This window comes from Streptomyces sp. NEAU-YJ-81, from assembly GCF_017592595.1.
Classification (GTDB): domain Bacteria; phylum Actinomycetota; class Actinomycetes; order Streptomycetales; family Streptomycetaceae; genus Streptomyces; species Streptomyces hygroscopicus_B.
Genome location: NZ_JAGFNO010000008.1, coordinates 290,393 through 307,567 on the forward strand (window position 1 = coordinate 290,393; position 17,175 = coordinate 307,567).

General features: G+C 71.2%; 12 protein-coding genes. 8 read left to right on the top strand and 4 right to left on the bottom strand.

Features of this window, described 5'->3' with window-relative positions; all coding sequences use genetic code 11:
• Window positions 1–39: 39 nt before the first annotated feature.
• The 3 genes from J5X86_RS20785 to J5X86_RS20795 are packed head-to-tail and all read left to right on the top strand — an operon-like array spanning window position 40 to window position 4,303.
• Complete coding sequence (locus tag J5X86_RS20785; RefSeq protein ID WP_208518244.1) at window positions 40–2,889, top strand: non-ribosomal peptide synthetase; 2,850 nt, start codon at window positions 40–42, stop codon at window positions 2,887–2,889.
• Between the two features lie 55 nt (window positions 2,890–2,944).
• Window positions 2,945–3,889: an NAD(P)-dependent oxidoreductase gene (locus tag J5X86_RS20790; protein WP_208518245.1), complete on the top strand. Its 945-nt coding sequence runs from the start codon at window positions 2,945–2,947 to the stop codon at window positions 3,887–3,889.
• A 15-nt stretch (window positions 3,890–3,904) separates the two neighbouring features.
• The gene (locus J5X86_RS20795) at window positions 3,905–4,303 is read left to right on the top strand and encodes a nuclear transport factor 2 family protein (RefSeq protein ID WP_208518246.1); all 399 of its coding nucleotides are present in this window, start codon (window positions 3,905–3,907) and stop codon (window positions 4,301–4,303) included.
• A gap of 105 nt (window positions 4,304–4,408) precedes the next feature.
• Here J5X86_RS20795 and J5X86_RS20800 read toward each other — a convergent pair whose 3' ends face one another.
• Window positions 4,409–5,029: a malonic semialdehyde reductase gene (locus tag J5X86_RS20800; protein WP_243980890.1), complete on the bottom strand. Its 621-nt coding sequence runs from the start codon at window positions 5,027–5,029 to the stop codon at window positions 4,409–4,411.
• 148 nt (window positions 5,030–5,177) lie between these two features.
• Between J5X86_RS20800 and J5X86_RS20805 the strand changes: the two genes are divergently transcribed.
• The gene (locus J5X86_RS20805; RefSeq protein ID WP_208518247.1) at window positions 5,178–5,861 is read left to right on the top strand and encodes a TetR/AcrR family transcriptional regulator; all 684 of its coding nucleotides are present in this window, start codon (window positions 5,178–5,180) and stop codon (window positions 5,859–5,861) included.
• A 22-nt stretch (window positions 5,862–5,883) separates the two neighbouring features.
• Window positions 5,884–6,699 carry an AfsR/SARP family transcriptional regulator gene (locus J5X86_RS20810; RefSeq protein ID WP_208518248.1) on the top strand — a complete coding sequence of 272 codons (816 nt, stop codon included), beginning with the start codon at window positions 5,884–5,886 and terminating at the stop codon, window positions 6,697–6,699.
• Window positions 6,700–6,791: 92 nt separating this feature from the next.
• Here J5X86_RS20810 and J5X86_RS20815 read toward each other — a convergent pair whose 3' ends face one another.
• Window positions 6,792–6,974: a DUF6104 family protein gene (locus J5X86_RS20815; protein ID WP_078643568.1), complete on the bottom strand. Its 183-nt coding sequence runs from the start codon at window positions 6,972–6,974 to the stop codon at window positions 6,792–6,794.
• A gap of 126 nt (window positions 6,975–7,100) precedes the next feature.
• On the opposite strand from J5X86_RS20815, the gene J5X86_RS20820 reads away from it, so the two are divergent.
• The 3 genes from J5X86_RS20820 to fxsT all read left to right on the top strand — a co-directional run bounded on the left by J5X86_RS20820 (window position 7,101) and on the right by fxsT (window position 11,800).
• On the top strand, window positions 7,101–7,871 hold the full coding sequence (locus J5X86_RS20820) for an SDR family NAD(P)-dependent oxidoreductase (RefSeq protein ID WP_208518249.1): 771 nt from the start codon (window positions 7,101–7,103) through the stop codon (window positions 7,869–7,871).
• A gap of 34 nt (window positions 7,872–7,905) precedes the next feature.
• Window positions 7,906–8,286, top strand: coding sequence for a MerR family transcriptional regulator (locus tag J5X86_RS20825; RefSeq protein WP_078643571.1), 381 nt, complete (start codon window positions 7,906–7,908; stop codon window positions 8,284–8,286).
• 208 nt (window positions 8,287–8,494) lie between these two features.
• Complete coding sequence (fxsT, locus tag J5X86_RS20830) at window positions 8,495–11,800, top strand: FxSxx-COOH system tetratricopeptide repeat protein (protein WP_208518250.1); 3,306 nt, start codon at window positions 8,495–8,497, stop codon at window positions 11,798–11,800.
• Window positions 11,801–11,879: 79 nt separating this feature from the next.
• On the opposite strand, the gene J5X86_RS20835 is transcribed toward fxsT, so the two are convergent.
• Window positions 11,880–15,725 (bottom strand): multifunctional oxoglutarate decarboxylase/oxoglutarate dehydrogenase thiamine pyrophosphate-binding subunit/dihydrolipoyllysine-residue succinyltransferase subunit, encoded by a 3,846-nt coding sequence (locus J5X86_RS20835; RefSeq protein WP_208518251.1) that lies wholly within the window; start codon window positions 15,723–15,725, stop codon window positions 11,880–11,882.
• A gap of 247 nt (window positions 15,726–15,972) precedes the next feature.
• On the bottom strand, window positions 15,973–17,139 hold the full coding sequence (locus tag J5X86_RS20840) for a cell wall metabolism sensor histidine kinase WalK (protein ID WP_208518300.1): 1,167 nt from the start codon (window positions 17,137–17,139) through the stop codon (window positions 15,973–15,975).
• Between the last annotated feature and the right edge of the window lie 36 nt (window positions 17,140–17,175).

Consider the following 17,175-nt stretch of genomic DNA (forward strand, 5'->3'; position numbering starts at 1 on the left):
GTGGCCTCGGAATCGGGAAGGAAGAGGGCCGTGGGGGGAATGACGTCACAACCCTTGAATACCTCGGCACCAGAGGAAGGCCCGGAGCCGCTCTCGGTTGCCCAGTTGCTGTTGCGGGCGGCGCGCGACCACGCCCATTCGGGGGTGCGCTATCTGGTCGGGCCCACGGCGAGCGAATCCGTGCGGCAGTCCTACCCGGAACTTCTGGAATCGGCGCTCGACCTCCTCTCCGCACTCCGGGGCCGGGGATTGCGGCCGCGGGACACGGTGGCCCTGCTGCTGGACCGCCAGCCGGAATTCCTGACCGCCCTCTGGGCCTGTCTGCTGGGCGGCTTCGTGCCCTGCCCGATGGTGCCCATCTCCGGCGACCCGGCCCGCTGGACGGCCCAACTCGCCCATGTCAACCGGCTGTTGGACGGTCCCTTGCTGGTGACCACCGAGGCGATGTGCGCCGAGCTGCCGACGGTGCCCGGACTCGCGGTGGCCGTGGTGGAGGAGCTGCGGGACGAGGCCGCGGACCCCTCCGGCGCCGAGCGCGGGCAGCCGCCCGCCGTGCACGCCGCGACCCCGGAGGACCTCGCTCTGCTGGTGCTGACCTCCGGTTCCACCGGGAATTCCAAGGCGGTCACGCTCACCCATGGAAATATCCTGGCGTCGATGGCCGGAAAGGCGGGGAAACAACAGCTCACCGCCGCCGACACCACCTTCAACTGGATTTCCTACGACCATGTGGCCGCGCTCTTGGAAGCGCATATGCTGCCGTTGTCTGTGGGCGCCGAGCAATTGCACGCGGAAGCCGCGGTCATTCTCGAGGAGCCGCTGCGGTTCCTCCGGATCATCTCCCGCCACAAGGTCACGATGACCTTTACGCCGAACTTCCTCCTCGGTCCGCTCAATTCCGCCGCCCATGAGATAGCGGAGGAGATATCGGCGGGTGGTGAAGGGCTCGATCTCGGCGCGCTGCGCCATATCGTCAGCGGCGGTGAGGCGAATGTCGTCGCGACCGGTGAGGCATTCCTCGCCCATTACGCTCCGTACGGACTGCGGGCGGGAGCCCTCTGGCCCGCCTTCGGCATGACCGAGACCTGCGCCGGATCCATCTACAACCGCGCGTTCCCGGTCACCGACGTGGGCCAGGAGTTCGCCAACCTCGGCACCCCCGTCGAGGGGCTGCGGATCCGGGTCGCCGACGACGACCACCGGGCGCTGCCCGCGGGCGAGATCGGCGAGCTGCAGCTCAGCGGGCCGATGATCACCACCGGCTACTACCACGACGAGGCGGCCACCGAGGCGGCGTTCACCCCCGACGGCTGGTTCCGCAGCGGCGATCTGGGCCGGATCGACGAGGGCCGGCTGACCCTCGTCGGGCGCAGCAAGGACAGCGTCATCGTCAATGGCGTCAACTACTTCAGCCATGAGATAGAGGCCGCCCTGGAGCAGCTCGACGATGTCGCGAGCGGCTTTGTGGCGGCGTTCCCGACCCGCCGCCCTGGCAGCGACACCGAGCAGCTCGTCATCGCCGTCAGCCCGGAACCGGGGGACGACGACGAGGCCGGGCTGCACCGCATGATCACCGCGGTGCGCTCCACCGTCGTGATCCACTGGGGCTTTCGGCCCTTCCTCATCCTGCCGCTGCCCAAGGACGCCTTCCCCAAGACCAGCCTCGGCAAGACGCTGCGCCGACGGATGCGTCACCGTCTGGAGTCCGGCGGATTCGACGACGTCATCGAGCGGGTCACGGAGCTGACCACCCGCCGGCTCGGCGGCCACACCCCGCCCGAGGGCGAGACCGAGCGAGTCCTCGCCGAGATCTACGCCGAGATGTTCGACACCGCCCCGGCGCGGATCAGCGCGACCGCCAGCTTCTTCGACCTCGGCGGCACCTCGCTGGACATCCTGCGGCTGCGGCGCCAGGTCCACCGGCGCCTGGGCGTCGCGGACCTGCCGGTCATCACGGTGCTCACGGCGCCCTCGGTACGGCAGCTCGCCGTCCGGCTCGGCGACGGCGGCACGCTCGACGCCGCGGTGTACGACCCGGTCGTACCGCTGCAGACCGGCGGCGAGAAGACCCCGCTGTTCTGTGTCCACCCCGGCGTCGGCGAGGTGCTGGTCTTCGTCAACCTCGCCAAGTACTTCGTCGGCGACCGGCCGTTCTACGCGCTGCGCGCCCGTGGCTTCAACGAGCACGAGAAGCCCTTCACCAGCTTCGAGGAGATGGTGGAGTGCTATGTGGAGGCCATCCGCGCCCGCCAGCCGCACGGCCCCTACGCCGTCGCCGGCTACTCCTACGGCGGCGCCGTGGCCTTCGAGATCGCCAAGGCGCTCGAGGCCCAGGGCGAGCGGGTCGACTTCGTCGGCAGCTTCAACCTCCCGCCGCATATCAAGTACCGCATGGAGGAGCTCGACTTCGTCGAGACCGCGACCAACCTCGCCTTCTTCCTCGACCTGATCAACAAGAAGCGGTCGCTCGACCTCCCCGCCGAGCTGCGCCCCCTGCCCCAGGAGGAGCAGCTCGCGCATCTGCTGCGGATCGCCCCGCGCGGCCGGCTGGACGAACTCGATCTGGACCTCGACACGTTCAGCGCCTGGGCGGAGCTGGCCCACGGCCTCACCACCCTGGGCCGCGACTACCACCCCAGCGGCACCACCCGGTCCATGACGGTCTTCTACGCGATCCCGCTGCGCGGCACCAAGGAGGACTGGCTGGAGAACGAGCTGCGCCGGTGGGACGAGCACACCACGGAGCCGAACCGGTATCTGGACGTACCCGGTGAGCACTACACACTGATGGGCCCGCGGCATGTCGCGGCCTTCCAGGCGGTTCTGCGCAGGGAACTCGACCGTGCGCTGGGCGACGCCGACCGGGCCCGGACCGCGGGCCAGGCATAGGCCCGAGCGGGCCAGGCAGCGGCCCGACCGGGCCAGGCACAAGGAGAAGAGCAGGGTGGAAGGCAAGAAGATCCTGGTCACCGGGGGTACCGGGCAGGTCGCCCGGCCGGTGGCCGAGGCGCTGGCCGAGCGCAATGAGGTGTGGTGTCTGGGCCGGTTCGGCACCCCCGGTGTCGAGAAGGAGCTGAACGACCAGGGGATCACCACGTTCCACTGGGACATGAACGACCTGGGCGCGGCGGCGTACGAGGGGCTGCCGGACGACTTCACCCATGTCTTCCACTCGGCGGTGCGCCGCGGTGAGGACGGCGACGTCAACGCGGCCATCGAGGTCAACTCGGTGGCCACCGGCCGGCTCATGAGCCACTGCCGGCGGGCGGAGGCGTTCCTGTTCGTCTCCACCGGAGCGCTCTACAAGCGGCAGACTCTCGACCACGCGTACACGGAGGACGACCCCGTCGACGGGGTGGCCGACTGGCTGCCCGCCTACCCGGTGGGCAAGATCGCCGCCGAGGGCGCGGCACGGGCGTTCGCCCAGGTGCTGAACCTGCCGACGACCATCGCCCGGCTCAACATCGCCTACGGCCCCGGCGGCTACGGCGGGGTGCCGATGCTCTACTTCAAGCGGATGCTCGCGGGCGAGCCGATACCGGTGCCCATGGAGGGCCAGAACTGGTGCTCGCTCCTCCACACCGACGATCTCGTCGCCCACGTCCCCCATCTGTGGAAGGCCGCCTCGGCCCCGGCCACGCTGGTCAACTGGGGCGGGGACGAGGCGGTCGGGATGACCGACTGCGTGCGCCATCTGGAGGAGCTCACCGGGGTGCGGGCCCGGCTCGTGCCCAGCGAGGTCACCCGTGAGACCTATCAATTCGACCCCACCCGGCGGCGCGAGATCACCGGACCCTGCCGGGTGCCGTGGCGCGAGGGCGTGCGGCGTACGCTCCAGGCGCTCCACCCCGAGCACCTTCCGTCCGAGCCGCGGCACACCGCCGTCTGAGGAGTGGCGACCACCATGGCATCAGCGAACATCGAGGCCATTCGCGCCTCCTACGCGGGTTTCCGCGACCGCGACATCGAGGGGATCCTGTCGGGCATGCACCCCGATGTGGAGTGGGTCCATCCGGAGGGGATGGCCAAGTACGGGCTCGGCGGCACCAAGCTGGGCCATGCGGGGATCAAGGACTTCCTCGCCCATGTGCCGACCGTGCTGGGCGGGATGAAGCTCGCGCCGCGGGAGTTCATCGAACACGGCGACCGGGTCGTGGTGTTCGGCACCCGTGAGGTGACCTCGCGCCGCGGTACGACCGTGACCCTGGACTTCGTCCACTCGTGGACGATGCGGGACGGCAAGGCGGCGAGGATGGAGGACATCTTCGACACCGTGGCGTTCCATGAACTGATCGAGAGCTGAGCCGAGACCGGTCACCGCTCATGGGGTCCCCTGGCCCCACCGGCCCGCCCGCTCCCGCGCCCCTCGGCGCGGTGAAGCGGGCGGCCGACTCTCCCGGCGGAGGTCTCAGACGGTGCGCACGACCTCCTCGTACTCCAGCCGCGGCAGCCGGCCCATCCAGGCGTCCGGACCCGGCTTGCCGATGTTGACCACACAGACCGCCGCGTGCCGCCCGTCCTCGAAGAACTCCTTGGAGACGGCCGCGTGGTCGAAGCCGATCATGGGCCCGGCGGCGAGCCCCGCGGCGCGCACGCCCAGGATGAAGTAGCCCACCTGCAGCGCGGTGTTGAAGCGTGCCGACGCCTCCCGCATGCCGGGGTCGGCGAATATCTGCTGCGGGTTCTCCATGAACGGCACCAGCCGCGGCAGTTCCTCATGGAAGTCCAGGTCCGCGGCGAGCACCGCGACCAGCGGGGCCTTGGCCGTCTTCTCCTGGTTACGCCCCGTCATATGCGTCACCAGCCGGGCGCGCGCCTCCTCCGAGCGCACCAGGACCACCCGGAGCGGCTGCTGGTTCATCGAGGTCGGCGCGTACTTGACCAGCTCGTGGATCGCGCGGACCTGCTCGTCCGTCACCGGCTCGTCGGTGAAGGTGTTGGCCGTCCGGGCCTCCAGGAACAGCTGCCGCTGCGCCTCCGGTGCCAGGGTGAGGGGGCTCAGGGCCCCGCTGCTCTCCGGTGCGCTCATGGGAGCTCTCCTTGTGAAGCGGTGCGGAAACGACATGATCTGCCGATGAATTAATTGGACTGGACGGGCTAGTCCAATGCAGTAAACGAAGGCTAGACTCACACGTCCATCGAGGGCAAGACCGGCTCGGAGCGAGGAGGTTGGGCGGTTGCGGACGGACAGCGGTCCCCGGCGCAGCGCCGCGGGGCGGCCCGCGGGCCCCCAGCCCGCCAAGCGGCAGGCGATATTGGAGGCGGCCGTGGCCGTCTTTCTGCGCGAGGGATACAACCGGGCGAGCGTGGACGTCATCGCGGACGAGGCCCGCGTGTCCAAGCAGACCGTCTACAACCACTTCGGCGACAAGGAACGGCTGTTCATCGCCGCCGTCGAGGAGGAGCGGGAGCGGGTGGCGGCCGGTTTCGCCGCCGGTTCCCCGTACGCGCTCGGACCGGACGGCACCGAGCCCCCCGGGGCGTACGACGGCGGGGACGCCCGCACCGCGCTGATCGACTTCGGCCACCGGGTGCTCGCCGTACTCCTCGACGAACGGGCCTCCGCGCTGCGCCGCCTGGTCATCGCCGAGGTCGCCCGCCACCCCTCGCTGCGCCCCGCATGCGCCGAGGGAGAACCCCAGCAACTGGTGACCTACCTCGCCGAGATGCTCGGCCGGCGCACCGGCCGCGGTGAGCTGAGCGTGCCGGAACCGGCCACCGCCGCCCGCCAGTTCGTGGCCCTGATCGTCCAGCAGGGCCTCTACCAGTCGATGTACGGCACCTGCCCGCTCGCCGACGCGCAGGCCGCGGCCGTCTGCGAAAGCGCCGCCGACCTGCTCGTCCGTGCCTACCGCCCATGAAGCCCGAAGAGAGGTGCCACCCATGCGGGTGAGCGTGCTCGGACCGCTGACACTCGGCCTCGGCGCCCGGTCCGGGGTGCCCAGCGCGATGAAGCCGCGCAAGGTCCTGTCCCTGCTGCTGCTCCACGCCGGACGGATGGTGCCGGTGCAGTCGCTGATGGCCGAGCTGTGGGGCGATCATCCGCCGCGTACCGGGCTGACCACGCTGCAGACGTACATCCTGCATCTGCGCAAGCTGCTCGCCGAGGTGCTGGGGATGCCGTCGGCCGCCGTCACCCGGGATGTGCTGCAGACCCGGCCCGGGGGCTACGCCATGGTGGTGGGCGCGGGCCAGCTCGACGTCCATCAGTACCGCGCCCTCGTCGCCGAGGGCGAAGGCGCGCTGGAGGCCGGGGACGAGCGGACGGCGGACGCCTCCTTCCGGCGGGCGCTGGCCCTCTGGCAGGGCCCGGCCCTGGTCGACGTCACCCCGCACGGGCGCCCGCTGCAGGCGGAGGTCGCCCGGCTGGAGCAGTCCCGGCTCACCGTCACCGAGCGCGGAATCGAGACCCGGCTGCGGCTCGGCGGCCATCTGGAGGTGCTGAGCGACCTCGCCTCGCTGGTCGTGGAGCACCGCTTCCACGAGGGCATGCACGGGCAGTACATGCTCGCCCTCCACCGCTCCGGCCAGCGCACCCGGGCCCTGACGGTCTATCAGCGGCTGCGGACGGCGATGACCGAGGAGCTGGGGCTGGAACCTTCGGCGAAGCTGCAGCGGCTGCAGCAGGCGGTGCTGGTGTCCGACCCCCGGCTGGACCACGAGGCGGGGGCGCCGGGGCGCGGTCCGGTGGTGGCGTGAGGGGCGGCCGATAGGGCCGCGCAGCGCTTAGGTGCGGTCGCGCGGAGACGTCGTCGCGCCGAGGCGCCGTTCGCCTTCAGGCGTCGCCGCCCTCAGACGTCGTCGTCTTCCTCGTCGAGCCGGGCCAGCCAGGTCGCCAGCCGCTCCACCGGAACCTCGAAGTCCGGGTTCAGGTCGACGAACGTCCGAAGCTGCTCGGCGAGCCACTCAAAGGTGACCTCCTCGGTGCCGCGTCGCTGCTCCAGCTCCTCGATACCGCGATCGGTGAAGTACAAGGGTCGCTCCGGTAGGGATGGTGTGGATCTACCCGCCCAGGATATGCGGCGCCGCGGCCCGGTGAGCGACCCGAGGGCCGCCGGAGTTGACCTTGACGCATACGTCAATGTTTACGGTGCGTTGGCATGACAGATATGACAGCCGCACACTTCGACGGCACAGCGGTCATCGTCACCGGTGGGGGCACGGGGATCGGGCGGGCCGCCGCGCGGGCCTTCGCCGAGCAGGGTGCCCAGGTCCTGGTGGTCGGCCGGACGGCGGCCCGGCTCGCCGAGACGGCCGCCGACGCGCCGGGCATCCGGCCGCTGGTGGCCGACGTCGCGGCGCCCGGCGCCGCCGAACTGATCGTGAACACCGCGCTGGAGGCGTTCGGCCGGATCGACGTGCTGGTCAACAACGCCGCCGTGGTCCGGCAAGCGCCGCTCGGGGACATCCGGCGGGAAGCCGTGGAGGAGATGCTCGCCGTCAACCTGCTCGCGCCCGTGTACCTCACCGAGGCCGCCGTTCCGCCGCTGAGCGAGAGCGCCGGTGTCGTGATCAACGTCAGTACGGCGATCGGCCACCGCGGCTGGCCGATGCCCGGCACGGAGCTGTACGCCGCGCTGAAGGCCGCCCTGGACACCCTGACAAGGAGCTGGGCGGTGCAACTCGCCCCGCGCGGAGTGCGCGTGGCCGGTGTCGCCCCCGGCCCCATCGCCACCTCGATCGGGCGACACCAGGGGCTCGACACCGAGCAGATCGACGCCCTGCGGACGACCCTGATCGAGCACGTTCCGCTGCGGCGGCTCGGCCGGGTGGAAGAGGTCGCCTTCTGGATCACCCAGCTCGCCCGGCCCGAGGCGGGCTACACCACCGGCGTCGTCCTGCCCGTGGACGGCGGAGCGCTGGTCGGCTAGGCGCCGGCCGACAGGCCGCGGGTAGTGTCGCCGCATGCGGATAGGGGAGTTGGCGAAGGCCACCGGTGCCACCACCCGGGCCTTGCGCTTCTACGAGGAGCGAGGGCTGCTGAGCTCCACACGCGCGGTCAACGGCTACCGGATCTACGACGAGCGGGCGATCCAGCGGGTGGCCAACATCCGCTATCTGCTGGACGCCGGGCTCACGCTGGAGGACATCGAGCACTTCGGTGCCTGCCTGGACGGCGACCTGCCCAGCAGCCGCCCCTCCGAGGCCATGCTGAACGTCGGGCGCCGCCGCCTGAGCGTGCTGGACGACCGGATCGCCACCCTCGCGCGGGTGCGCGAGGAGCTCGCCGAGCGGCTGGCCATCGCCTCCGGCGACCGGGCCGCGGTCACCACGTCGTCCGGCTGAGCAACCAGGACACCAGCGCGCGTACGGCGCCGGAGAGCATGGCGGCGGTGAGGGTGAGGAGGGCGGGGCGGCGGCGGTTCGGCATCGTTGACCTGCTTTCGTGAAACCGGCCAAGGCGCCGGGGGTACGTTTCACGATGTGCGGGCTCTGGGGCGTTGCGGCAGCCCGCACGCGTTGCAGAGCGGCCGCAACGGGGGAGGGGCGACCCATGGAGGACGGACCCGTCGGCGGGGAGCTGGTGCCGCAGCCGGGAGCGGCGCGGCGGATCGGGGATCTGAAGCCGATCCCCGAGCAGGTGAGACCGGAGTGCCGGGCGCTGGCCGAGAGCCTGCGGGAGCTGTTCGGCGCGGTCGGGGTGTCGCTGCGGGTCTTCGCCGTACGGCTGCACTACGACGCCGGGACCGTCTCGCGCTATCTGAACGGGACCGTGGTGCCGCCCGCCGAGTTCGTGGACCAGCTCCTCACCCATGCCGCCAAGGCCACCGGACGGCCCTCCTCGACCGAGGTGATGGCCCATGTGCACACCCTGCAACGCCGGGCGTTGCAGGCCACCAACAGGGTCGGCTGGGAGCTTCAGCGGCTGCGCGACCAGCTCGCCGACGCCGACCGGCAGCGCCAGCAGGCCGAGGTGCGGGCGGAGGCGCTGTCGGAGGCGTTGCTGGTGCGGAAACAGCGCATCGCCGAGATGGAGGTCGAGCAGCGGCGGATCGCGGTCGCGGCGGCGGACCGCGGGGCCCGGAGCGCGGAGCTGGAGCGCCTGCGGCAGGAGCGCGAGGACCTGACGGCCGAACGGGACCGACTGCGGGAAGAAGTCGCCCGCCTACAGGACGCGTTGACCCAGGCCCGGCGGCAGGCGTTGGACGCCGAGCGGCGGTGCGAGGCGCTGGAACACCAACTGCAGACGGAGGAGGAGGCGGCCGGAGCGAAGGCCGACGCCGAGGACCCGGTGTCGCACCGGCTGTGGCTCGCCGAGGAGCAGGCCATCGCCGCGGAGGAGCGGGCCCGGCGGCTCGAAGGGGAGCTGGCGGCGCTACGGGGCGGCGACGCCGACCCCGGCGGTCGCAAACCGGTGGACTCCGGGCAGGTTCCCGACGTCTGGGGCGGTGTGCCGCGCCGCAATCCGCGGTTCACCGGGCGGGACGCGCTGCTCACCGAGGTGTACGACCGGCTGGACGCCGCCCCCGCCGATACCGCCGTGGTCGCCCTCGTCGGGCCGCCGGGCATCGGCAAGTCTCAGCTCGCCGCCGAGTACGCCCACCGCTTCGCCGCCCGGTACGACGTCGTGTGGTGGAGCGCCGTGGCCGGTCGGCCCGCGCTGGAGGCGCGGCTCGCGGCGCTCGCCCCCGTGCTGGTGAGGGTTCTCGGGGAGGTCGGCGTCCGTCAGGACGCGAAGGACACGGACCTGGCCCGCGCCGCGCTGGAGGCGCTGCGCCGGGGCGATCCGTACCGGCGCTGGCTGATCGTCCTGGACGACGCCGACGACCCGGAGGCCATCGCCGGCCTGCTGCCCGCCGGGGGCGGCCATGTGCTGATCACCTCGCGCAACCGGGCCTGGGCCGACCACTACGCCGAGCTGCTGGAGGTCCCGCCGCTGAACCGGACGGAGAGCGTCGCCCTCGTACGCCGCCGGGCGCCGCGCATCGGTCCGCAGGACGCGGACCGGCTGGCGGCGGCCGTCGAGGACCTGCCGCTGGCGCTGGACCAGACGGCGGGCTGGCTGGACGGCGCGTCCACGCCCGTCGCCGAGTACGTGCGCATGGTGAGCGACGGCGAGCCCAACCCGGTACGGCCCGCCGCCGATTACCCGATGCCGTACCACGCCGCCTTCAAGGACCTGATCACCCGGCTGCGGGAGACCACGAAGGCGGCGGCCGAACTGCTGCGCGTGTGCGCCCTGTTCGGCCCCGGCCCGGTGCCGCTCGCCTTGCTGCGGGCCATCCCGGCGGGTCAGGTCTCCCCGGCGGTGGCGGCGCTCCTGGAGAACCCCAGCCAACTGGAGCTGGCCATCGGCAAGCTGGCCCAGTGGTCCGTGATGCGGCGGTCGACGCTGGAGGACGAGGCGGTCTGGATGAGCCGCTTCGTACGGGACGCGGTGCGGCGGCGGACCCCGGAGGACAAGCGGGAGAAGGACGCCCGGGTCGTCCGCGGCGCCCTCGTCGCGGCCGATCCGCGGCGTCCGGACGACCCGGCGGCCTGGCCGCGCTACGCCCGGCTCGTGCCGTACCTGGAGCAATCGGGCGCGCTGGAGTCACCGGACGCCGCCTCGCGCCGGCTGGTCCTCGGCTTCCTCGGCTACCTGACCCTGAGCGGCGACTACGAGACGGGCAGGCACATCGCGGAACGCGCGGCGGGCGACTATCCGGAACTGGCCGCGCGCCGGGCCGCGCTGCTGCGCGAGACCGGGGACTACGCCGCCGCCGAGGCGCTGGACCGGTCGGTGCTGGCGGGCCTGACCGAGTCCGACGCGCCGGGCGCCCTTGTCGCGATGGCCCGGCTCGGCACGGATCTGCGGGGCCTGGCCCGCTATGACGAGGCGTACGAACTGGCTCGCCAGCAGCGCGACCTGTGCGCCGCCAGACGTCCGGAGGACGGAGCGGAGCTGCGGAACGCCCAGCGCGGCCTGTCCCGCTCGCTGCGGATGCTCGGCTCCTACGCCGAGGCCGGGGAGCTGTCCGGGCGGGCGCTGGACAGCGCGCGTGCGCAGCTGGGTCCGACGGCGCTGGTGACGCTGGCCTGCGAGACGGAGCACGCGTACGACCTGCGGCTCTCCGGCCGTCACCGGGACGCCTTGGAGCTTCAGGCGCCCAGTGTCGATCGGCACGCCGCGGTGCTGGGCACCGAGCATCCGCTGACCCTGACCGCTCTGTACCACCTGTGGAGGTGTGACTGGGAGGGCGACATCGACATCCATGCCCTGTCGCATCGGGCGACGCGCCTGCTGGGCGAGGACGCCCCGCTGACGCTGATGATCGGGACGGGAGTCCCCCGCGTCCTCCGGCGCGAGGGCGACCTGGAGCGGGCCGGGAGCGTCGCCGAGGAGACCGTGACGCGTTACCGGGCCGCTCTGGGCGACCGGCACCCGTACACCATCGGCGCCCGCGCGAACCACGCGCTCACGCTGCCCACGGGTTTCGCGGTGCGGGTGCTGGACGCCTCGCTCACGGACATGACGGCTGCCGTCGGCGAGCGCCACCCCTGGACGCTGGGGATCGCGCTCAACACCGCCGCCAGGTACCACGCGATGGGGTGGCCGGAGGACGCCTGCGCCATGAGCCGGGAGACCGCGCTGCGCGCCGCCGAGGCGCTCGGCGAACGGCATCCGCTCACCCTGCTGGCCCAGATCGGGCTGGCGGCGGATCTGCGGGTGATCCGTGGCGGACGCGACGAGGCGGACGTGATCGAGGAGGTGGCCCTGGGCGGCCTGGATGCCGTCCTGGGGCCGGATCACCCGGAGACCATGGCGGCCCGCGATTGGACCCGCTCCGTCTGGGACTTCGAGCCGCTGCCCATCTGACCGTAAGGGCGCCCCGAACGGCCGGAAGGCCCGGCCCCGCATAGCGCGGGACCGGGCCTTCCGGGTCGAACGGGGTGGATCAGATCTCGAAGACCTCGTTCACCAGCGCCTGCTGCTCCGACTGGTGCCGCTTGTTCGACCCCACCGCGGGCGAGGACGAGTGCGGACGGGAGACCCGGACCAGGCGCTCGGCGGCGGGGACGTCCGCGCCGACCGACAGCTCCAGGTGGTCGATCAGGTTGAGCGCGACAAACGGCCAGGCACCCTGGTTGGCCGGCTCCTCCTGCGCCCACACGAACTTCTCGACGCCCGAGTACTTGGCGAGCTCGGCCTGCAGCTCCGCACCCGGCAGCGGGTACAGCCGCTCCAGGCGGATGATCGCCGTGTCGTTCGCACCGCGCTTGTCCCGCTCCGCGGCCACGTCGTAGTAGACCTTGCCGGAGCAGAAGACCACCTTGCGCACCCCGGCCGGGTCGACTGTCTCGTCGCCGATCACCGGACGGAAGGAGCCGTTGAGGAACTCGTCGGTCTTCGACGCCGCGGCCTTCAGACGCAGCATCGACTTCGGGGTGAAGACGACCAGCGGCTTGTGGTGCGGGTTGTGGACCTGCCAGCGCAGCAGGTGGAAGTAGTTCGACGGCAGCGTCGGCGCGGCGACCGTCATGTTGTTCTGCGCGCAGAGCTGGAGGAAGCGCTCGATACGGGCCGACGAGTGGTCCGGCCCCTGGCCCTCGTAACCGTGCGGCAGCAGCAGCGTGACACCAGAGGTCTGGCCCCACTTCTGCTCGGCCGAGGAGATGAACTCGTCCACGATGGTCTGCGCGCCGTTGACGAAGTCACCGAACTGCGCTTCCCACATGACCAGCGCGTTCGGACGGGCCAGCGAGTAGCCGTACTCGAAGCCCATCGCCGCGTACTCGCTGAGCAGCGAGTCGTAGATGTTGTACCGCGCCTGGTCCTCGGTGAGGTACAGCAGCGGGGTGTAGTCGTCACCGGTCTCGCGGTCCACCAGCACCGCGTGGCGCTGGCCGAAGGTGCCGCGGCGGGAGTCCTGGCCGGCGAGCCGGACCGGGGTGCCCTCCATCAGCAGCGAGCCGATGGCGAGGGTCTCGCCCATGCCCCAGTCGATCGAGTCGTCCTCGATCATCGCCGCGCGCCGCTGGAGCTGCGGGAACAGCCGCGGGTGGACGGTGATCCGGTCGGGGGTGTTGACCTGGGACTCGGCGATCCGCTTGACGACCTCCTGGGAGACGGCCGTCTGGACCGTGACCGGGAACTCCGCCTGCGGCTCGGGGACCTCGGCCGGGGCCGGGGCCGAGACCGCGTCGCGGACCTCGGTGAAGACCTTCTCCAGCTGGCCCTGGAAGTCCTGCAGCGCCTGCTCGGCCTCTTCCAGCGTGATGTCGCCGCGCCCGATCAGCGACTCGGTGTAGAGCTTGCGCACCGAGCGCTTCTTGTCGATCAGGTCGTACATCAGCGGCTGGGTGAAACCGGGGTTGTCGGTCTCGTTGTGGCCGCGGCGGCGGTAGCAGATCAGGTCGATGACCACGTCCTTGTTGAACGCCTGGCGGAACTCGAAGGCGAGCCGCGCGACGCGCACGACGGCCTCCGGGTCGTCGCCGTTCACATGGAAGATCGGCGCCTCGATCATGCGCGCGACGTCCGTGGCGTACATCGAGGAGCGGGACGCGGCCGGGGCGGCGGTGAAGCCGACCTGGTTGTTGATCACGATGTGCACGGTGCCGCCGGTGCGGTAGCCGCGCAGCTGCGACATGTTCAGCGTCTCGGCGACCACACCCTGGCCCGCGAAGGCCGCGTCGCCGTGGAGGGCGACGGGCAGCACCGTGAAGTCGGTGCCGGCCTTGCCGATGATGTCCTGCTTGGCGCGGACGACGCCCTCCAGGACCGGGTCCACGGCCTCCAGGTGGGAGGGGTTCGCGGCGAGCGAGACCTTGATCTGCTCGCCGTCCAGACCGGTGAAGGTGCCCTCGGCGCCCAGGTGGTACTTGACGTCACCGGAGCCGTGCATGGACTTCGGGTCGAGGTTGCCCTCGAACTCGCGGAAGATCTGCGCGTACGACTTGCCGACGATGTTGGCGAGGACGTTGAGCCGGCCGCGGTGGGCCATGCCCACGACGACCTCGTCCAGGCGAGACTCGGCGGCCGCGTCCAGCACCGCGTCCAGCAGCGGGATGACGGACTCGCCGCCCTCCAGGGAGAACCGCTTCTGGCCGACGTACTTGGTCTGCAGGAAGGTTTCGAACGCCTCGGCCGCGTTGAGCCGCCGCAGGATGCGCAGCTGCTCCTCGCGCTCCGGCTTGTCGTGGTTGCGCTCGACGCGGTCCTGGATCCACTTGCGCTGCTTGGGGTCCTGGATGTGCATGAACTCGATGCCGGTGGTGCGGCAGTACGAGTCGCGCAGCACGCCCAGGATGTCGCGCAGCTTCATCATGGTCTTGCCCGCGAAACCGCCGACCGCGAACTCGCGCTCCAGGTCCCACAGGGTGAGCCCGTGCTCGATGATGTCCAGGTCGGGGTGCTTGCGCTGGCGGTACTCCAGCGGGTCGGTGTCGGCCATGACATGGCCGCGGACCCGGTAGGAGTGGATCAGGTCGAAGACCCGCGCCGCCTTGGTGACGTCGTCGTCGTGGCTGACGTCGATGTCCTTGAGCCAGCGGACCGGCTCGTAGGGGATGCGCAGCGCCTTGAAGATCTCGTCGAAGAAGTCGTTCTCGCCGAGCAGCAGCTGGTTCATGACCCGCAGGAACTCGCCGGAGGCGGCGCCCTGGATCACCCGGTGGTCATAGGTGCTGGTCAGCGTCATGACCTTGGAGATGCCCAGCTTGTTCAGGGTGTCCTGGGAGGTGCCCTGGAACTCGGCGGGGTACTCCATGGCGCCGACGCCGACGATCAGGCCCTGGCCGGGCATCAGCCGCGGCACCGAGTGCACGGTGCCGATGCCGCCCGGGTTGGTCAGGGAGGCCGTGACGCCGGTGAAGTCGTCCATCGTCAGCTTGTTCGCGCGGGCGCGGCGCACGATGTCCTCGTACGCCTGCCAGAACTCGAAGAAGTTGAGCGTCTCGGCCTTCTTGATCGCGGCCACGACGAGCTGGCGGTCACCGTTGGGCTTGACCAGGTCGATGGCGAGACCGAGGTTGATGTGCTCGGGCTTGACCAGGGTCGGCTTGCCGTCCTTCTCGGTGAACGAGTGGTTCATCGAGGGCATCGCCTTCAGCGCCTGCACCATGGCGTAGCCGATCAGGTGCGTGAAGGACACCTTGCCGCCACGGGCGCGCTTGAGGTGGTTGTTGATGACGATGCGGTTGTCGAACAGCAGCTTGACCGGGACCGCGCGGACCGAGGTGGCCGTCGGCAGCTCCAGCGACGCGTTCATGTTCTTCGCCACGGCGGCGGACGGGCCGCGCAGCGTGACCAGCTCGGGGCCGGCGGACGGCGCGGCGGGCTCCTTCTTGGAGACCGTCGGCTCGGCCGGGGTCGGCTTGACCGGAGCGGGCTTGGCCGGGGCCGCCGGAGCCGCCGGGGCGGCCTTCGCGGCGGGGGCCGCGGGCTGCGCCGGTGCGGGCTTCGGGGCGGCCGGGGCCGCCGCGGCGGGCTTGGCCTCGGCGGGCTTCGCGGCCGGGACGGCGGGCTTGGCCTCCGCCGGCTGGGCCGGAGCCGCCGGGGCGGCGCTCGCGGCTACTCCCTGTGGTGGCTTGGCCACCGCGGAGCCGGTGTCCTGACCCGGCTTGTAGTCGGCGAAGAAGTCCCACCAGGCTCGGTCGACCGAGTTCGGGTCCTGGAGGTACTGCTGGTAGATCTCGTCGACGAGCCACTCATTGGGGCCGAAGGCAGCGGCAGGGTTACTTCCCTGCCCGTCCTGTTCATCGGTCGAGACGCTCGAGGTGTTGGGGGACTGTGGCGACACGGCGGCAACCGCCCTCTTCCGCTTCCTAAGGTGGTGGACAGCGGAAATAAAGGCTACGCCCCTTGGACCCTTACGTGCAGGCCGCACTGGTCATCGTCGCGCAAGTCACATTGATTGGCGGGTTTCAGCGCATGACTCACCGGGAAACACCCGGAGTTTCGTGTGTTTCCTCACGCGGGGCAGCGCAAACGTGCACCCCTGCCGCTCGTATGTGCGCGACAGGGTCGACTTTACTTCAACTTTGATCTCAGGGGGTGGCCGGTTTGGATTCCGGGGCCGGTCCGGGGAGGCTGACCTTGATCCGGCAGCCGCGCGGGGACTCCGCCACGCCTATCCGCCCGCCGTGCAGGTCCACCGCCCAGCGCGCGATCGCCAGCCCCAGACCGGTGCCGCCGTCGCTGACCGGGCCCGGGCGGCGCCGGCCCCCGTTCGCCGAGCTGTCGGGGGAGAGCCCGCCCCGGTTGAACCGCTCGAAGACCCGGTGCCGCTCCGCCTCCGGGATGCCGGGGCCCTCGTCCAGCACCTCCAGCTCCAGGCTCTCCGGGCCGCCGTCACCGCGCCGGGCGCGCACGGTCACCCGGCCGTGCGCCGGGCTGTGCTTCACCGCGTTGTCGATGAGGTTCGCCATCACCTGGTGCAGCCGCTCGGCGTCGGCGTGGGCGGTCAGCTCGGGCGGCGAGACGTCCAGATTGAGATGGACGTCCGTACGGGTGTGCGCGCCCGATTGGGACTCCGCGCCCTTGGCCATGCTCGCCTCCTTGAGGATTCCGGCCAGATACGGCCAGACCTCGAACCGCCGCGCGTGCAGCGGCACCACCCCGTTGTCGAGGCGCGAGAGATCGAGTAGCTGATCCACCAGGCGGCCCAGGCGCTGGGTCTGCCGCAGCGCGACCCGCATGGTCTCCGGATCGGCCTCCGAGACCCCGTCCACCACGTTCTCCAGCACGGCGCGCAGGGCCGCGATGGGGGTGCGCAGCTCATGCGAGACGTTGGCGACCAGCTCCTTGCGGTGGGTGTCCACCGCCTCCAGGTCGGCCGCCATCCGGTTGAACGCGGTCGCCAGGTCGCCGAACTCGTCCCGACGCTCCGCCGCCTCCACCCGCCGGGTGTAGTCGCCGTTCGCCATCGCCCGGGTGACCTCGGTCATCTCGTCCAGCGGGGCGGTCAGCCCGTGTGCCACGAACTGGGTGATCAGCAGCGAGGCGATGATCGAGAAGATGGTGATCACGCGCAGCTCGGTATCGGAGTGCACCGCCGCGAAGACCAGCCACGTGGTGATGATCACCGAGCCGATGACCAGCGCCCCCAGCGCCGCCTTGACCGAGCGGTACGGGTCGAAGGGCCGCAGCGCCTTCCAGATCCGGGCCCAGGTGGCGCGGGACAGCGCCCGGCGGCCCTTGGGGTCCACGTACATCCGGCAGACCTTGGGAACCCGGGCTCCGGAGATGCG